12 protein-coding genes are annotated in these 16,503 nt (G+C 45.0%); 2 read left to right on the forward strand and 10 right to left on the reverse strand.

Annotated features, from left to right (window positions below; genetic code table 11):
* The first annotated feature begins 249 nt into the window (after positions 1 to 249).
* A complete protein-coding gene (locus MHO32_RS14555; RefSeq protein WP_017819392.1) occupies positions 250 to 1,851 on the forward strand; it encodes a long-chain fatty acid--CoA ligase in 1,602 nt (533 codons plus the stop codon).
* A 102-nt stretch (positions 1,852 to 1,953) separates the two neighbouring features.
* Here MHO32_RS14555 and MHO32_RS14560 read toward each other — a convergent pair whose 3' ends face one another.
* A complete protein-coding gene (locus MHO32_RS14560) occupies positions 1,954 to 3,537 on the reverse strand; it encodes a BCCT family transporter (RefSeq protein WP_017819391.1) in 1,584 nt (527 codons plus the stop codon).
* Positions 3,538 to 3,828: 291 nt separating this feature from the next.
* On the opposite strand from MHO32_RS14560, the gene MHO32_RS14565 reads away from it, so the two are divergent.
* The gene (locus tag MHO32_RS14565; protein ID WP_239212705.1) at positions 3,829 to 6,246 is read left to right on the forward strand and encodes a beta-mannosidase; all 2,418 of its coding nucleotides are present in this window, start codon (positions 3,829 to 3,831) and stop codon (positions 6,244 to 6,246) included.
* A gap of 67 nt (positions 6,247 to 6,313) precedes the next feature.
* On the opposite strand, the gene MHO32_RS14570 is transcribed toward MHO32_RS14565, so the two are convergent.
* The 9 genes from MHO32_RS14570 to MHO32_RS14610 all read right to left on the reverse strand — a co-directional run bounded on the left by MHO32_RS14570 (position 6,314) and on the right by MHO32_RS14610 (position 16,495).
* A complete protein-coding gene (locus tag MHO32_RS14570; protein ID WP_005451270.1) occupies positions 6,314 to 6,967 on the reverse strand; it encodes a LuxR C-terminal-related transcriptional regulator in 654 nt (217 codons plus the stop codon).
* The gene (locus MHO32_RS14575) at positions 6,967 to 7,782 is read right to left on the reverse strand and encodes a helix-turn-helix domain-containing protein (protein ID WP_005451271.1); all 816 of its coding nucleotides are present in this window, start codon (positions 7,780 to 7,782) and stop codon (positions 6,967 to 6,969) included. Before MHO32_RS14575 ends, MHO32_RS14570 begins: the two co-directional genes overlap by 1 nt.
* Positions 7,783 to 7,846: 64 nt before the next feature.
* A complete protein-coding gene (locus tag MHO32_RS14580) occupies positions 7,847 to 8,863 on the reverse strand; it encodes a GGDEF domain-containing protein (RefSeq protein ID WP_009697206.1) in 1,017 nt (338 codons plus the stop codon).
* A gap of 372 nt (positions 8,864 to 9,235) precedes the next feature.
* Entirely contained in the window at positions 9,236 to 9,490 is a 255-nt protein-coding gene (locus tag MHO32_RS14585) for a hypothetical protein (RefSeq protein ID WP_026000163.1), read from the reverse strand.
* A gap of 147 nt (positions 9,491 to 9,637) precedes the next feature.
* Entirely contained in the window at positions 9,638 to 10,864 is a 1,227-nt protein-coding gene (gene gltS, locus MHO32_RS14590) for a sodium/glutamate symporter (RefSeq protein ID WP_239212707.1), read from the reverse strand.
* A gap of 219 nt (positions 10,865 to 11,083) precedes the next feature.
* Positions 11,084 to 11,623, reverse strand: a complete 540-nt coding sequence (locus tag MHO32_RS14595) for a disulfide bond formation protein B (protein ID WP_009697204.1) — start codon at positions 11,621 to 11,623, stop codon at positions 11,084 to 11,086.
* A gap of 11 nt (positions 11,624 to 11,634) precedes the next feature.
* A complete protein-coding gene (locus tag MHO32_RS14600) occupies positions 11,635 to 11,790 on the reverse strand; it encodes a DUF5993 family protein (protein WP_005451278.1) in 156 nt (51 codons plus the stop codon).
* A gap of 152 nt (positions 11,791 to 11,942) precedes the next feature.
* Positions 11,943 to 13,436: an efflux transporter outer membrane subunit gene (locus MHO32_RS14605; protein ID WP_061066231.1), complete on the reverse strand. Its 1,494-nt coding sequence runs from the start codon at positions 13,434 to 13,436 to the stop codon at positions 11,943 to 11,945.
* A 2-nt stretch (positions 13,437 to 13,438) separates the two neighbouring features.
* On the reverse strand, positions 13,439 to 16,495 hold the full coding sequence (locus MHO32_RS14610; protein ID WP_239212709.1) for an efflux RND transporter permease subunit: 3,057 nt from the start codon (positions 16,493 to 16,495) through the stop codon (positions 13,439 to 13,441).
* Positions 16,496 to 16,503 lie beyond the last annotated feature (8 nt).

Genomic DNA, 16,503 nt, shown 5'->3' on the forward strand with positions numbered 1-16,503 from the left:
GCGAGGCTTATGAGTTTGTGAGGTATGCTAACGACAAACTGTGACGGTTTCGTTGCACTTTCTCCGGACTATCACAAAACTTAGTTTCAATGATTAGGGATGAAGCATTTCTGAGTTGGCGTTAGAGAGCTACAATAGAACTTTCGAATCTAATCTTATTCTTGTGTACTGAATACAGTCACGCTTTTGAGCGATAATTGAGTCACTCGCAAAGCGAACGTTAAGAAAAATACAAAAAGAACCCCCGATATGAACCAATATGTAAATGATCCATCCAATTATCAGTTACTAATTAAAAACTTGCTGTTTTCCCCAGTTGCTTTCAACCCAGAGCAAGAAATCGTCTACGCTAACCACCGCCGTCATAGCTACAAAACGTTTCATGACCGTGTAAGACAGTTTGCCAACGCGCTTACCAAAATGGGCGTGAAAAAAGGCGACACGGTTGCTGTGATGGATTACGACTCCCACCGTTACCTTGAATGTTACTTTGCTATCCCAATGATTGGTGCCAAGCTGCACATGATTAACGTTCGTTTGTCTCCAGAACAGATCCTTTACACCATTGATCATGCTGAAGATGACATCATTCTTATTCATGAAGAGTTTCTACCAATCTTAGACCAGATCAAAGGACGCATTGATACGGTCACTCGCTACGTTGTGTTACGTGATGATGAAGAGTGTGAGTATGAACGCCTTCTTGAACAGGAAAGCACGGAATACAATTTCCCTGATTTCGATGAAAACACGGTGGCGACAACTTTCTACACCACGGGTACTACAGGATTTCCAAAAGGCGTTTTCTTCACGCATCGTCAACTTGTTCTTCATACTATGGGTATATTAAGCACAATCGGTACCAACGCTTCACAAGGTCGATTGCATCAAGGTGACATCTACATGCCGATTACGCCGATGTTTCATGTCCATGCTTGGGGGCTTCCATATATGGCAACCATGCTTGGTGTTAAGCAAGTCTACCCGGGTAAGTATGTTCCAGATGTTTTGCTTAACCTGATTGAGCAAGAGAAGGTGACGTTCTCACACTGTGTGCCGACTATTTTGCATCTACTTCTGAGCTCTCCAAAGTCGAAGGCGATGGACTTTTCTGGGTGGAAAGTCGTCATTGGTGGTGCTGCGCTACCAAAAGCATTATGTAAATCAGCTCTAGAACGTGATATCGACGTATTTGCTGGTTACGGCATGAGTGAGACTGGACCTATTCTTTCTATCGTCCAATTGACGCCTGAGCAATTAGAGTTAGATGTCGACCAACAAGCGGAATATCGCTCGAAGACAGGTAAGAAAGTTGCGCTTGTAGAAGCGTATATTGTGGATGAGGATATGAACAAACTGCCTCATGATGGCGAAACCGCTGGTGAAATTGTTGTTCGTGCACCTTGGTTAACGCCTAACTACTACAAAGACAACAAAAACTCTAAAGCACTATGGCGTGGCGGTTATCTGCACACAGGTGATGTGGCGCATATTGATGATGAAGGCTTTATCAAAATCACTGACCGCGTAAAAGATATGATTAAGATATCTGGTGAGTGGGTAAGCTCTTTAGAGCTTGAAGACATTCTCCACCAGCATCAGAGTGTTTCCGAAGTTGCGGTGATTGGTATGCCGCACAACAAGTGGGGTGAAGTGCCGTTAGCTTTGGTGACTTTGAAAGAAGACGCTCAAGTCACAGAAAAGGAACTGTTAGGTTTTGCGAAAGACTTCATCAATAAAGGGATTCTTGCTAGAGAAGCATTACTACTTAAAGTGAAGATAGTGGACGAGATTGCTAAGACCAGCGTTGGTAAAGTGGATAAGAAAGAACTGCGTAAACTTCATCTGTAAGTAGTGAAACTTTTTGAATCCAAACCATAATATTCGGCCCCGACACAGGTTATGCATCGGGGCCGATTTTCATTTAGTTAAGGCTGCGTACTCAGTAACGTACTAAATCAAACCTTGCTCTTTCGCCATGTGGTTCGCGATGCTTGGTGCTTTCCAAATGCTTGGCAGCAGAATAAAAGACACGGGTACTGCCGTAATGACGATGAAAGACTGCAGTGCAGAGATACCACCTGAGCCCATAGAAATAAGTGCGATTGCTACCACCCCCATCATCAAGCCCCAAAATGAACGAATAACGGCATTTGGCTCGGTAGAACCCGTCATCACGACACTAATGGTGTAAGTCATTGAATCACCAGTCGTTACGATAAAAGTCGTAGTCAGGATCAAAAACAATACTGAAATCACCATTGGGAATGGCAATTCAGAGGTAATGGCAAGTAGAACGGCGGGAAGGTTAAAGCCTTCGAATGCTGATGAAATCAAACCTGGGTTTTCTAGCTCGAAGGCCAAGCCGCTGCCGCCAACAATGCTGAACCAGAAGCAGGTGATCAAAGGCGCAGCGATGCTGATAGAGAGGATCAACTGACGAATGGTTCTGCCTCGTGAAATACGAGCAATGAAAATCGCCATCATTGGTCCGTAACCAATAAACCAACCCCAGAAGAAAACCGTCCACCAACTTAACCATTCTGTGTCACCACGATAAAGCGCCATTGGGAAGAAGTTATCAACCATGCGACCAATGCCTTGCACGTAACCATCCACTATAAAGCTAGTTGGTCCGAAGAAAAGAATGTAACCAATCAATGCTACAGACAGCACAATGTTGTAACGGCTAACAAGTTGAATGCCCTTGCTCACGCCGCTTAGCGCTGACAAAGTGTACATGAGAATAGCAGCGACAATCACCAGGCTTTGAGTAATGAAGGTATCTGGCAAACCAAACAGAGAGTTCAATGCGTAGCTGATTTGTAGACCTAAGAAGCCGATAGGACCAATAGTACCAGCGGCTACAGCAATGATGCTGCACGCGTCTGCGACATCACCAATTCGACCGTGAATCGCTTTGTCGCCAAACACAGGGTAGAGCAAAGTGCGTGGTTTAAGCGGTAAACCTTTGTCGTAGTGAAGGTGCATTAACACCACAGAAGAAAGACAACCTAAGATAGCCCAAGCAAGGAAGCCCCAATGCATGAAAGACTGAGAAAGCGCATTGATTGCAGAGGCTTTTGGTGAGGCTTCACCATATAAAGGTGGTGCAGAAACAAAGTGAGCAATAGGCTCAGCTGCAGCCCAGAATACACCGCCACCAGCAAGTAGGGTGCAAAGTACGATTGATAGCCATTTAAAGGTATCGATATCTGGTCTCGCTAAACCACCTAAGCGTACGTAACCCGTACGACCTAGCGCAATAGCCAAACCAATAAGGAAATTCAGAAGGAGTAATACTTGCCAGAAGGCACCGAAGTATTGAGTTGCAAAGCCAAAGCCTGCATTAACCATTGCGGTCAGAGAGTCTGTATTCGTTAGAGCTAGCAAAACAAACACAGTGAGGAAGCTACCACTTAACCAAAAAACAGGGTTAGTGAGTTCAAGACGCTTGAGAAGGGAAGGAGGATGAATCGCAGAATAGTCTGCCTCCTGAATAGGAGCATGAGAGGCGGCGTTCGTCATATTTGACATAATTACTTCGCTTTTTAGGGCTCGGAAGCCGTGCATTTCCCTCACACGAATAGCTCGAAAAGTGTGAGGATGATCAAAAAGCCGCTGATACTAGCACGTTGAGCACACCAATATAACCGTAGAGCCAGATTAATTATGGAAATCTGAAGCAAATTACTGATTTTGGGGTAGAGATTTTTGCGTGAAGTGCGCCGCATTTCATACGTAAATGACATTTCCCTTATTCTTGCAAGGACATCTCAGGATTACATTGAGCCAACCTGTTCTAATAAAAATTAAAGGTCTTATCCTATGGCTCATGTTGAACTCAATGGAATGTGGCAGTTAACTTCACCACAGCACCCAGATATCGATATTCCAATGACTTTGCCTGGAGACAACGTTTCTGCGTTGTTACAAGCAGAGCTCATCCCTAATCCTTATTTTGCGGATAACGAAGCGAAAGTTCGTTGGATTGAAACGTGTGACTGGCATATTTCACGTCAGTTTGATGTGGATGACGCAGTGCTCTTTGCCAAACAAGTTTGGATGACACTTACTCGCGTTGATACTTTAGCGACGTTTTACATTAATGGTGAGCAAGTACTAACTTGCAGCAACATGTTTGCCCAACAATGTCTTGATATTAAACCTTACTTAAAACAAGGCACTAACACGATTCGAGTTGAGTTTGCTCGCGTAGACTTAGAAGGCGCAGAGCGAGCAAAGAAACTGCCGTTTCCTATTCCTTCTGCAATGGGCAACAACCAAATTCCACACATGAATTTGCTCCGCAAAACCCAATGTCATTCGGGATGGGATTGGGGTATTTGTTTAATGGTCTCGGGTATCTATGACCCGATTCAAATCGATGTTGTCGAGGACGTGTGGTTAAAAAGCTTCTCCACAAACCAGCAATGGCAGACAGATGGAAGTGTATTGGTTGACGTTCTTATAGAGGTAGAGGCTGGCAATCAATGTCATGAAATCATTGTTAATTTTAATGGTGAACGACAAGTGCTCCAAACCGAAGGAAGTGGTCACTATCACTGTGAGTTCCTTGTGAGCGAACCTAAGCTTTGGTGGCCGGCAGGTTATGGTGAAGCGCACCTCTATTCCATTTCAGTCACTTCTGGTGAACAAACTCTAGTCCGTAAGATTGGTTTACGAGAGTTGAGCTTAAATAATCAAGCTGATGAACATGGATCGGCGATGGAATTCATCATTAATGGCACTCCGATTAATGCTAAGGGGGCGAACTGGATTCCGATCGATGCCATGCCGGGGCGTGAGTGCCAAACCCGCTACCGAACGCTTTTACAAAGTGCCGTTGATGCCAACATGAACATGATTCGTGTCTGGGGTGGTGGGCAGTATGAGAGTGAAACCTTCTATGACTTGTGTGATGAACTGGGGCTGTTAGTTTGGCAAGACATGATGTTTGCTTGTTCGCTTTACCCTTCTAGCGATGACTTCTTAAAAGAAGTTGAACAAGAACTGCGTTTCCAAATTCCACGCTTAAAAGAACATCCATCTATTGCGTTATGGTGTGGCGACAATGAAGTTATTGGAGCTATTGGCTGGTATGACGAATCCAAGCATAACAAAGTGAAATATACGGTGAACTATGACCGTCTCAACCGCATGATAGAGCAGGTGATCGGACAGTTAGACGAATCTCGTCGTTTTTGGCCTAGCTCTCCTTGTAATGGTGAACTGGACTTCGGAGATGCTTGGCATGATGACAGTAAAGGTGACATGCATTTTTGGGATGTGTGGCATTCAGGAAAATCATTTAATGCCTACCTAAACATTAATCCTCGCTTTTGCTCAGAATTTGGTTTCCAATCTTGGCCTTCGTTTGCGGAAGCAAAACAGTTTGTACCGGAACAAGACTGGAACGTTACGTCACCTACCTTTGAGCAGCACCAAAAGAACCCACGTGGTAACAGCATCATTACTGAGATGTTCACCCGATATTTCCGTTTTCCTAGCGGCTTTGAGCAAATGTTGTACCTTAGCCAAGTGCAGCAAGCGATGGCTATCAAAACTGCGTGTGACCATTGGCGAGCCATCGCACCGATATGTCGTGGCATGTTGTATTGGCAACTTAATGACAACTGGTCTGTGAGTTCATGGTCTAGCATCGAATACAGTGGTCGTTGGAAGCAGTTGCATTACCATGCGAAACGCTTTTTTGCACCTCAGTATTTCGTGTTCTCGGAGCACACAGGCAACTTGAGTCTGCATCTGCTCAACGATGCCAAAATACCAGTTAGTGCGGATATTCAACTTCATTGGGTTAATTGGCAAGGCGAAATTGAGAAAACTTGGCAGATAGAGAAAACGGTGACGAATGATAGCAATACTGTCATTTGGTCTTTAGATGAGCAGGTTGACTTAGTTGGTTTGGGCGACCTGAAATCAGGGTTCTTGTATGTGGAAGCGCAGGTGGGTGATGAACGGATCAACAATACCTGGTTTAGTACTCATGAACTTAAGACGCTACCTATGGTTAAAGCAAATATTGAAGTAACGATTGAAGCAAACCAAGTGACCCTACGGGCAAATAAAGCGGCGTTTTTTGTTCATTTGGAGTGTGATACGGCTGGGCGCTTTGAAGATTCAAGCATCACTTTATTGGCAAACCAGCCCGTTACGTTAACATTCTTGGGTGACGATTGGGCGGCAATGGCAGAGTCTCTGCGTGTTTACCACTTAATGCAATAACGGAAAGCACTTTTGAAAGGGGGCTTCCGTGCTCCCTTTTGATTTCTTAGCCTGAGAACGGCTTGATTTAGAACAGGTTTCGTTTTGCCCAAGTGATCGCCTGCATTCGATTCTTCACTTCAAGTTTGCGAAAGATACTGTAGAGGTGCGACTTCACAGTGTGCTCACTTACAAACAACGAGTCGGCGATATCGAGGTTAGAACCTCCTTGGCAAAGCGCTGTAAGTACTTGCATTTCACGTCGAGTTAGCTCAATTTCGAGTTTCGTGTCGAGCTCAGCAACCGAGTGGTTTAAGTTTACAAGATAGCTCACTAAACGATTGAGTATGTCGCGTGAGAGCCAGTTTTCACCATTCACAACACCTTTTAATCCTCGAATCACCTTGTCAAAATCTTCATCGAAGTAAAACAGACCTTTTAAGTTCGACCAAGAGAGCAGACTCTCGATGCCCAAATTAGGTTCGGCATTAACCAAAACGGTCGCATCAACGTGATCGAGCTCGTTGAGCACGACTTTAACCCCAGAGAGATCTGGCAGTGAACTGTCGACAATAGCAACATAGTGTTCATCGCGATAAACAGGAAGATCAGTACTTGATCCTTTAGCCAAGAGGACTGGTTGACCAAGCTGTTGTTCGATTGTCGTCTGTAAGCCTCTTCCTTGAATGTTGTTGCAAGTGAATAATAAGATGGTGTTGGTGGTTGGATTGTTATTCATCATTAGTGGGCCTCCTGTCGAGACTGCATAAATTCATTTCCTACTTGATGGAAGCGATACAAAACAAGATCTAAGAATCCATCGAAGCAGTGTTTAACCATTGGGTTTTCAAATATTTGAGTGGCGGGTGCTTTGAAGTACGTGACTCGCCGATGGTGATAGAAATCCCGTATAAAAATGTCGAATAAAAGTTGCTTTACCACGGGTTCATGAACCGGAAAGTGGACAACCGCATTCCCCATGACTTGGATGATATCGGTGACTAAAAACTTCAGGATAGAGCGCCCCAAATGCCATAAGCTTAGAATCCTAAATTCAGACCTCAGCTCTTGATAAATAAGGTGTCCGACTAACATGCCTTTACAGTAATACAGGCGTACCTTACTTGAAGATTCATCAAATTGATTGAGCGTATCTGCCATACCGCCTGGGGTGATTAACTGCTTGTGGACTGCATCAATTTGTTGATACTCCGACGCGCTTATTTGATTGAGTGAGCAACTCTTTACATCGGTGACTTGATACTCATAAACAATGTCTTTAAAGCTTAAATAAATGTTTTTACTTTGCGAGGCTTTAACGCGCTTATACTCGCTTGAGGTATATTGATATTGCTCACCAATATAATGAGAGAAGGCGAGCCTTTTTAATAAACTCGGTGTGACTTTTCCGCTTTCCCATTGACTTAATGTAGGTTGATTTAAGCTTTCAAAAGCACTGTAACTCCGTGCTAACTCGTCTGCCAACTGACCTTGAGTTAAACCTCTCTCCTTTCGAATTGTTGCAACAGCATGCGAAAATTCTAACTTGCTAACCATATATCTACGTCCTGAACTCATTATATTTTTGATTGCTTGAAACGACTCGGTATGAGTCGCAAATCTATGTTCTTGATCTTTTAGTGAGATACATCATTTGGTCTGCGTGCTGGATTAAGGAATCGCTGCTATTGCCCTCATAAGGGAAACGTGCAATACCAACACTCAAACCGATGTGAACGTTTTGAAAATGGATAAAAATAGGTGCGCTACACGCTTGGTGTAGCGAAGACTGAAATTGTTCTAAGTCCTTTGTACTTTCTAGCTCAGGGAGGCAAACAATAAACTCATCACCACCTATCCTTGTTGCGAACTGACCACCACTGAGTAGGTTTAAAATACGCTGGGCGGTGATTTGTAGTACTTTGTCTCCGGCGTCATGACCGAATTCGTCATTCACCGATTTAAAGCCATCTAAGTCGATATATAACAGAGTAAACGGTTGAGCTCGTTGTATCTGTTGTTCGATCAACTGATTGCCTTTGAATCGGGAATAACACCCTGTTAGCTCGTCAATCTCGAGCAGTCTTTCTAGTTTTTCAACTTGTTCATATTGCGTTTGCCAGGCGCTAAACCAATAGCACTCGATGGAGCGCAAGCCTTGGTAAATAAAGAGATTGAACAAGTAAAGAAACGTGCTCCGAATGGAGAACTCACTTAAACCCTGTAGTTTAAACAGGTAATTACCTGCGGTTATCAAATCAATGTTAAAGCAGATTGCCATTGATAAGACATATGTGAGTGCCGACCAAAATACGCCAAACTCAATCAGGGTTAAAAGGAGATTCACGGTGACTAACGAAGAGAAGAGAAAGTGCCCGCCTAAGAAGTAATACAGGTAAAAAGTGAGGGTGTAGCCGAGGATCAGAGCGATGACAACAGACTGATGCTTTTGCTCGAGTGCAAATGATTTGCCCACCCAAAGGTAGGCAAAACAGACCATCGCGGAAAATATATAAGGAAGGTATACAACATAATCAACCCCTCTGATTGCACAAGCGACTAAGGTGATAAGAATCCCAAGACTTGTGGAGCGCATATAGTAGCGCGTAAAAATTTTGGTGAACTGCGTTCTGTCCATAGTTATGTCTCAAAGGAACAGCAAATAATGGGCAGTCAGAGAGAGGATTCTGTATGGGTTGAGTGTGGATGGAGGACGAGAGAAACATAGAACCAGCCCCGCATAAATAAGGAAATGCGAGGCGCATATGCTTTTTCGGGCGTTTTTCTCGTCTGCAAGCGACACTGCATTTCATATAGTTGCTCGATACCTACTGCCGTTTTTATAAACTATTCTATGAGGCGGGGTTGCATAAAACTATACGGTTTTCGGGAAAATGCTCCGATCTCAATATGTCCGCGTAAAAAGTGCGTTAACCGGTAAATTATTGAGGAAAAACTAGTACTTAAGTACTATGCGGGGTGATGAAAATGAGTCTTAAGTTTGAGATGTCTACTTGAGTTTTTGGTGGATACGGTAACCTATTGCATAACCAAGATAGAATAAGGCTGCAAGGGTAATAAACGCAGAAATGTAGGCAAACAAGTGATTCAGCCCTAAGCCGAATGACAGGGTAAAAGCAATGCCATTCACGGCTTCCATTGGGATCTTGTACCAAGAGGCGTGTACGGTCGAACCAAAAAGAATAAGGGTTCCGATTAAAAAGAGGGTGCCAATTGAAAGGCCTACCCATCTGCTGCTGTTCATGTTCATCTCAAGAGTTACAGAGTTCGTAACAAAATATTTCAAGGTCAACATTATACAACTTAGTGAGGGGGGAAGTGGTAGCAATATTTGCTTGAATAAAGCAAGAGAACACCGAAGTGTCCTCTTTTTAACCAGATGGCGTTTTAATTATCCAATCCAATTGATGAAGTATGGAATGATCAGTGCGTTGGCTAAGTCGATAAAAAACGCACAGACTAAAGGCACGATGATAAATGCTTGGTGAGAGTTACCGTACTTCTGTGCGACTGCCGACATATTTGCCATCGCCGTTGGAGTGGAACCAAGAGAAATTCCACCAAAACCAGAACAAACCACCGCCGCATCGTAGTTTTTTCCCATCAAAGGGAAAACGACAAAAATCGCGATACAAATAGCGACAAGAAACTGTGCGCCAAGAATGATGAAAATCGGTCCTGCCAAATCCACCAAAGCCCATAGTTGCATACTCATCAGTGACATCGCCAAAAATGCTCCTAACGCCATATCTGCGATCAATGCAACCGCGGGTTTTCTAGCCGGCCAGCGCGTTCCTGTTAGGCGCGGGTAAGAAGCAGGAATCAGGTTAGAAATAAGAATACCAGCAAACAGACAAGTTACGAACAATGGCAGCTCTAACCCTAAACTGCTGGCGCCTTCATTCAAGATTGCACCTAAGATAATACATACATGAATCGCTAACATCGCGTCTAAAAAGTCATAGGCATTGATCGAGGGTTGAGGCTCATCTTGCGCGGTACCGACATCCATCTCTTCAACTTTCGCGGGTTTGAGGTTGTGTTTGTTGATCAGGTACTTAGCAATAGGTCCTCCCATTAAGCTTGCTAAGATCAAACCGAATGTCGCGCTAGCGATACCGATTTCCATGGCGGTATTTAGGTCAAAAATTTCTGCAATTCTTGGTGACCAAGCGATAGCAGTGCCATGCCCACCAATTAATGAGACTGTGCCACTTAGCAAGCCAACCGCTTCTGGTTGACCGAGCATGGTGGCGATTCCGATACCAGTAAGGTTTTGAATCAACATATAGCCGATGGTGACCGAAAGCAGAATTAATAAAGGCTTTCCCCCTTTAAACAGATCTTGCAAGCTTGCGTTAATGCCGATGGTGGTAAAGAAATACACTAAGAGTAGGTCACGAGTCGCGAGATCGAATTGGACATCAATTTGGGTAACGTAATGAATCACCGCAAACAGTACGGACACCAAAATACCGCCAGAAACCGGTTCTGGAATACTGAATTCTTTGAGGAAAGTACTCGCTTGCGTTAATCGCCTACCTAAGAATAAAACGATGATTCCAAGAGTCACCGCGAGAAAGGATTCGACTTGTAATACACCGTCGACAAAGTTCATAACCACTCCTGTTCTAATAAAACATGATGAGAGAATTAATCGGTACGTTTACCTCTAAACATACTGACATGTTTGAATGACATCCAGTTGCATACTAATGAATTTGAACCAAGTCGGATTACTCTGAGTATGGTATTCCCATGACAGATAGAAAAGAGGAGTGATACAAGGCTGCGTTAACCTATGCATGACTCCTCGTCGAATCAGCTCAAAAAGCCCCTAATTAAATAGCCAGTAGCTTTCTGGGTTATCAGGGCATTGGTATGGACCACACTCGGCAAATGTACCGATGGCATTAAGTGCGACAACGGAGATAGCCAACAGGCAAGCAATTCGACCAAGGTTGCTCATTTGGTAAGGTTCCGGTGACTCTTCTTTACTGGTGAGCATAAGGATGACCGCCACCGCAAATATAGTCGCGACGAACAAGACAAACGCCCAAGTGTAATAATGCATACCTAAGATAGGGCTACCATAACCAGGCGTTCCCGGAATGACATGCAGTGAGACTTGTCTTAGCGATGTGGCTACTCCATAAAGTGCGCCAATTAGAACCACGCCATAATGTCGAGCGTGCGGACCGTAAACCACATTCAGTAGAAAGCCGAACATGATCATGACAAAGCCAATGCGTTGTAACAGACACAATGGGCAAGGCAGTTCATTGAGTACAAATTGCAGAACAAAACCAATTAACAACACGGCGGTCATGCCGAGTAATCCGAGGGTATTGAGTAAAGCCAAATAGTTGCGATTCATATCAACGCCCCCTACAACAAAATAGCTAGAGGGTCGGTTGCATGGTGGTTGAACCAATACAGCCCAATGATCACGGAGGAAGCAAAGAAGGCATAACCCATCGCTTTCTTGCCTAAAAATGCACTGAGCATCGCGATTAACAATAGTACAAAAATTAGTGTCATCATGAGGGAGTTCCTTCCTTACTCTCTGATTTCAATCCTTTTAACTATAGGAAATGCGTATCAATGCGCGACTTTATATAAAAAAGAGGAGAGGGCAGATTCGAGGTCTCAGATGAATCTGATCCTCTCCCCAAAACCGTTTTTACAAAAACGCGTTACTTACCGTCTTGTTTTGGTGGTTGTTCCAACGCCCAGTCACCGCCTAATGATTTATAGAGTGCGACGGTAACTTGTGCCGTTTGCAATTTGGCAGCAAGCTGACGGTCTTGCATCATGCGTTTTTGTCGCTGTGCATCAAGGACGGATAAGTGATCGATTAAACCTGCGCGATAGAGTGATTTCGCTTTGCTAACCGCGTTGTCCGTTGCCTCCAGCGCTTCTTCAATTCGGCGTTGGTTCTCTTGGCTTCTTCCGTAAGCAAATAGGGTCGAGTCTACTTCTGTAAATGCGGAATCAACGGCGTGTTGGTAAGCCAAGGTGGCGGATTCAAAACGAGCTTGGTTGATTTTCTCTAACGCTTCACCACGACCTCCGTCAAATACATTCCAACTGATACCTGCTGAGCCTACCCAGCCAAATGAATCACTACTGAATAAGTCATCAAAGCTAGACGCAGAAACACCTGGCGCCCCTGTTAAGAAGAACTTCGGATATTGATTGGCCACACTGGCTGCGAGTTCTTCATTGATGGCAGCCATTTCACGTTCCGCAATGCGGATATCTGGTCGACGCTGCAACAAGTCAGAAGGCAGCCCAATCGGCACCACGTTTTGCATGGTAGGTACTGTTTGTGACTGAGCGAGTCGTATCTCGACTTTCGATAAAGGCTCACCAAGTAGTACCGCAATGCGATGCTTGTGCGCTTGTTGTGCGATTTCCAATTGAGGGATGATGGATTCCATTGCTGCCAATGTTGCTTTAGCTTGGGCTAAATCGAGCTCGGAACCGTAACCACTGCGAACCACCTTTTCGACCAAATCCATGGTTTTTTGTTGGTCCTCTAGGTTGGATGTTGCCAACGCGAGACGTTCTGTTGCACCTTGATATTGTAAGTAGTTGTGGATCAAATCAGCGGTGAGCAATGTGGTGAGCCCACTCTGATAGATTTCAGCTTGTTCTACACGAATCTTTGCCGCATTAGATTGACGCTCAAGACGCCCAAATAAGTCCACTTCCCATGCGATGCTTGCACCAGCAAAAACGCCATCATGTTGATTATCTAATAGTGTCGTGTTGCCAATCTGCGGCGGTAAACCTGCTGCTGAATCACCAATCGGGTTGAGTGCAGGACCCAGCAGAGAATCATTTTTGCTCAGTTGGTAGTTGAAGTAACCCGCGCCAATATTAACGGTTGGTACTTTGAATGACTCTACAACGGTTTTGTAGTTCTCAGCCATCTTGATGCGCTCTGCTGCCACTCGTAACGGGATGTTTTGGCTTTGCATATCAAGGACTAAATCGTTCAGCGTCGGATCATTAAATTCCGTCCACCAAAAGGCTTCTTTTTCGCTAACCTGGCTGACGTTGCTTTGCTCAGCATGAAGATAGGTTTCAGCCATACTTGTGGTTGGCGCTTGGTAGTCGGGACCAACAGCGCAACCGGATAAACTCATTGCCAATACAAGTGGCGCAAGAACGAACTTTTTCATGATTACGCCTCCTTCAGTTTGGCGTCAGTGTGGGTTGTTTGTGGCTTTTCTTTGTATGCCAAGCGATACAGTGCCGGCATGATGAACAATGACAATACTGTCGCTGCTGCCAAGCCACCGATAATAGTTGCTGCCATTTGGTCGAACAATAGGTCTGACAGCAGCGGAATCATTCCAAGGGCTGTTGTTAATGCCCCCATAGAAATCGCCATCGTTCGGTTGACGGTAGCCTCCTTAATGGCATCGACTAATGCGCGTCCATTTGCTCGCTCTAGTTCGATTTGATCCATCAATACAATGCCATTTTTAATGATCATCCCAGTCAGCGTTACCGCACCAATCAATGCCATAAAACCGAATGGTTTATCAAAGCCAAGCAAAGCAAAGGTTGCGCCCGTTGCGGCCAATGGCAAAGTCGCAAAAATGATGATTGGTTGTTTAAAGCCGTTAAACATCGCGACTAAAATGATCACCATAATTAACATCGCTTTCGGTAATTGCTTGAAGATATCCGTAACAGCTTTGTGCTCGTCGTAGAACTCTCCACCCCATTCCAAGCTGTAGCCCGCAGGAAGGTGAATGGCTTCAATCTGATCTTTCACAGCATTTCTTACTGTCGCAGGTGTCGAGTGACGTGCGACACCCGCTTGCGCAGTGATGGTTTTTACTCGGTTACGACGCCAAATCATGCTCTCTTCTGGTACTAACTCAAAGCCATCAACCACCTGACCAAGAGGTACGCTGTGCATGCCCAGTAGTGAACGTACAGGTAATGTTTCCAGTGACGCCATGTTTTGAGAAGTGCCACGCAGTTGAATTGGAATGAGCTCATCATTGAGATTCATCTGTCCCAAAGGCATGCCGTCAGAAGCGCGTTTCAAAGCAAAGGCGATGTCCGCACGGTTGATACCAGCTTGACGCATTTTGTCTTGATTGATGATGGGTTTGAGAACTTTGCTCTCTTGGCGCCAGTCATCACGAACGTATTTTGCATCAGGATGAGTAGCAAAAATGGCTTTTGCTTGATCCGCTAGCTGATGCAGTACTACTTCATCTGGACCTGAGAAGCGAGCTTCGACTGCGTATTTGTCCGAGGTTGCGAGCTTCAGCGCTCTAAAGCGGGGCTCTGCGTCCGGGAATGTGTTCTGCAGCCATTTATCACCACGCTCAACAAGTTGGCTGATGCCTGCGTAATCCTTGGTATTAATTAAAATCTGACCATATGCGGGATCAAATGGTTCGGGTTCTACAGTCACAGAGAATCGAGGTGCACTTGCGCCCATGTAGCTAGAAATACTTTCTACTTCAGGTTGCTTGAGCAGCCACTGTTCGACTTTGTGCATGTCTGCTGAGGTTTGTTCAATCTTGGCGCCATTTGGTAGCCAGTAATCTAGGAACACGATAGGGCGATCCGATTGTGGGATGAAGTTTACCGCTACATAGGGCACGGCAAATGCAGTCACTAAAATCAGCGGAATCAATGCCGTCAGTGCTTTCATCGGATTGTCGACTGTCCAAAACACTAATTGCTTGTATCGACTTGGTTTGGCATCTTCATCCGCGGGTGTTGGTTTGATGAACATCCAACACATCAATACGGTGAAGGTCATGGCAACCAGCCAAGACAGCAGCAGCGATGAAGCAACAATGTAGAATACTGAACCGGCAAATTCAGCCGAGTCGGTTTTCGAAAACAATACTGGGCTTGCACCCATGATGGCGATGATGGTGGCACCAAGTAGTGGTACCGCCGTTTCCTTGACTGAATCAATAGCAGCACGAGTGCGCTCAATGCCTTTGCTCAGCTTCACGATCATCATGTCAGTGATCACGATGGCATTATCTACCAACATGCCTAGCGCAAGGATGAAGGTACCTAGCGAGACACGATGCAAATCAATTCCCGCGATGTTCATGTAAATCAACGTGAGCAAGATTGTTAGCAACAAGCTTGAGCCAACAATCGTTGCGCTTTTAAAACCCATGAAGACCAGCAGCACCACGAATACGATACCGACACTTTCCAGTAGGTTGCCCACGAAGTCATCAATGGCTTTTTGTACTTCCTCTGGCTGATAAGCGACGGTAGAAATATCGACGCCGAGCGGCAATGTTTGCTCGTAGTTATGGATAATGTCACGAATGGTATCGCCCAATGACACAACGTTAATGCCTTCAACAGGACTCACCGCCAAAGTCACGGCCGGTTCACCATTAAATCGACTTTCTGTCAGCGCGGGAGTTTGGTATCCCATACTCACTTCGGCGATGTCACCTAAGCGAATTAGACCTGTGCCTAGTTCACTTACGCCACCTTTGATTACCAAGTTGCGAATATCGTCTAGTGATTGAAACTCGCTGGTTTGCGTGATGCGAATACGCTCGGTTCCTGCATCGAATTTCCCCGCTTCAAAGGTCATGTTTTGTGTGCTGAGCTGGTTCCACACTTGCGCAACAGATAAGCCGTATTGTGCTAAACGTTCATCAGGCATATCGATGTGCACGACACGCGGCTGTACGCCGTGAAGTTCGATCTTTTTGATGCCTTTTACTGCCTTAATTTGGCGCTGAAGCTCTTCTGCATAACGACGTAATTCTTCTGGTGCTGCGTCTTCACTGTGGATAGAGAAAAGCATGCCGTACACTTCAGAAAACTCATCTTGCACTATGCTGATTTGTGCCGTAGAAGGCAGTTGTAGCTTCACGTCATTCACTTTACGTCGCAGTAAGTCCCATTGCTGAGGCAACGCTTTTGAGTTGAGACTCTCTTTCAAATCGACAAATACCATCGACATTCCAGGACGAGACAATGAACGTAATCGGTTCAGTTCTGCCATTTCCTGCAGCTTAGTCTCAATAGTATCGGTCACTTGCTGTTCGACTTCTTGAGCCGATGCTCCCGGATACAAGGTCACCACGACAGCGGTTTTAACGGTAAAGCTTGGGTCTTCTAATTTCCCTAGGTCGAAGTAGGAGTAAATACCCGCCACCACACTTAAGGCGATGAAGAACAACACGAAAGTACGCTGTCTTATCGCGAATTCGGCTAAATTGATCATGGTTTGAA

Origin of the sequence: Vibrio sp. MMH1-50 (assembly GCF_022347645.1) — a bacterium.
In the GTDB taxonomy this organism is placed as follows: domain Bacteria; phylum Pseudomonadota; class Gammaproteobacteria; order Enterobacterales; family Vibrionaceae; genus Vibrio; species Vibrio harveyi.

Excerpts from the sequence above, each read along its gene's own strand:
- MHO32_RS14600 (WP_005451278.1), bottom strand. The coding sequence starts at position 11,790 with ATGATGACACTAATTTTTGTACTATTGTTAATCGCGATGCTCAGTGCA.
- MHO32_RS14580 (WP_009697206.1), bottom strand. The coding sequence starts at position 8,863 with ATGGACAGAACGCAGTTCACCAAAATTTTTACGCGCTACTATATGCGC.
- MHO32_RS14605 (WP_061066231.1), bottom strand. The coding sequence starts at position 13,436 with ATGAAAAAGTTCGTTCTTGCGCCACTTGTATTGGCAATGAGTTTATCC.
- MHO32_RS14585 (WP_026000163.1), bottom strand. The coding sequence starts at position 9,490 with ATGAACAGCAGCAGATGGGTAGGCCTTTCAATTGGCACCCTCTTTTTA.
- gltS (WP_239212707.1), bottom strand. The coding sequence starts at position 10,864 with ATGAACTTTGTCGACGGTGTATTACAAGTCGAATCCTTTCTCGCGGTG.
- MHO32_RS14565 (WP_239212705.1), top strand. The coding sequence starts at position 3,829 with ATGGCTCATGTTGAACTCAATGGAATGTGGCAGTTAACTTCACCACAG.
- MHO32_RS14595 (WP_009697204.1), bottom strand. The coding sequence starts at position 11,623 with ATGAATCGCAACTATTTGGCTTTACTCAATACCCTCGGATTACTCGGC.
- MHO32_RS14555 (WP_017819392.1), top strand. The coding sequence starts at position 250 with ATGAACCAATATGTAAATGATCCATCCAATTATCAGTTACTAATTAAA.
- MHO32_RS14575 (WP_005451271.1), bottom strand. The coding sequence starts at position 7,782 with ATGGTTAGCAAGTTAGAATTTTCGCATGCTGTTGCAACAATTCGAAAG.
- MHO32_RS14610 (WP_239212709.1), bottom strand. The coding sequence starts at position 16,495 with ATGATCAATTTAGCCGAATTCGCGATAAGACAGCGTACTTTCGTGTTG.
- MHO32_RS14570 (WP_005451270.1), bottom strand. The coding sequence starts at position 6,967 with ATGATGAATAACAATCCAACCACCAACACCATCTTATTATTCACTTGC.
- MHO32_RS14560 (WP_017819391.1), bottom strand. The coding sequence starts at position 3,537 with ATGTCAAATATGACGAACGCCGCCTCTCATGCTCCTATTCAGGAGGCA.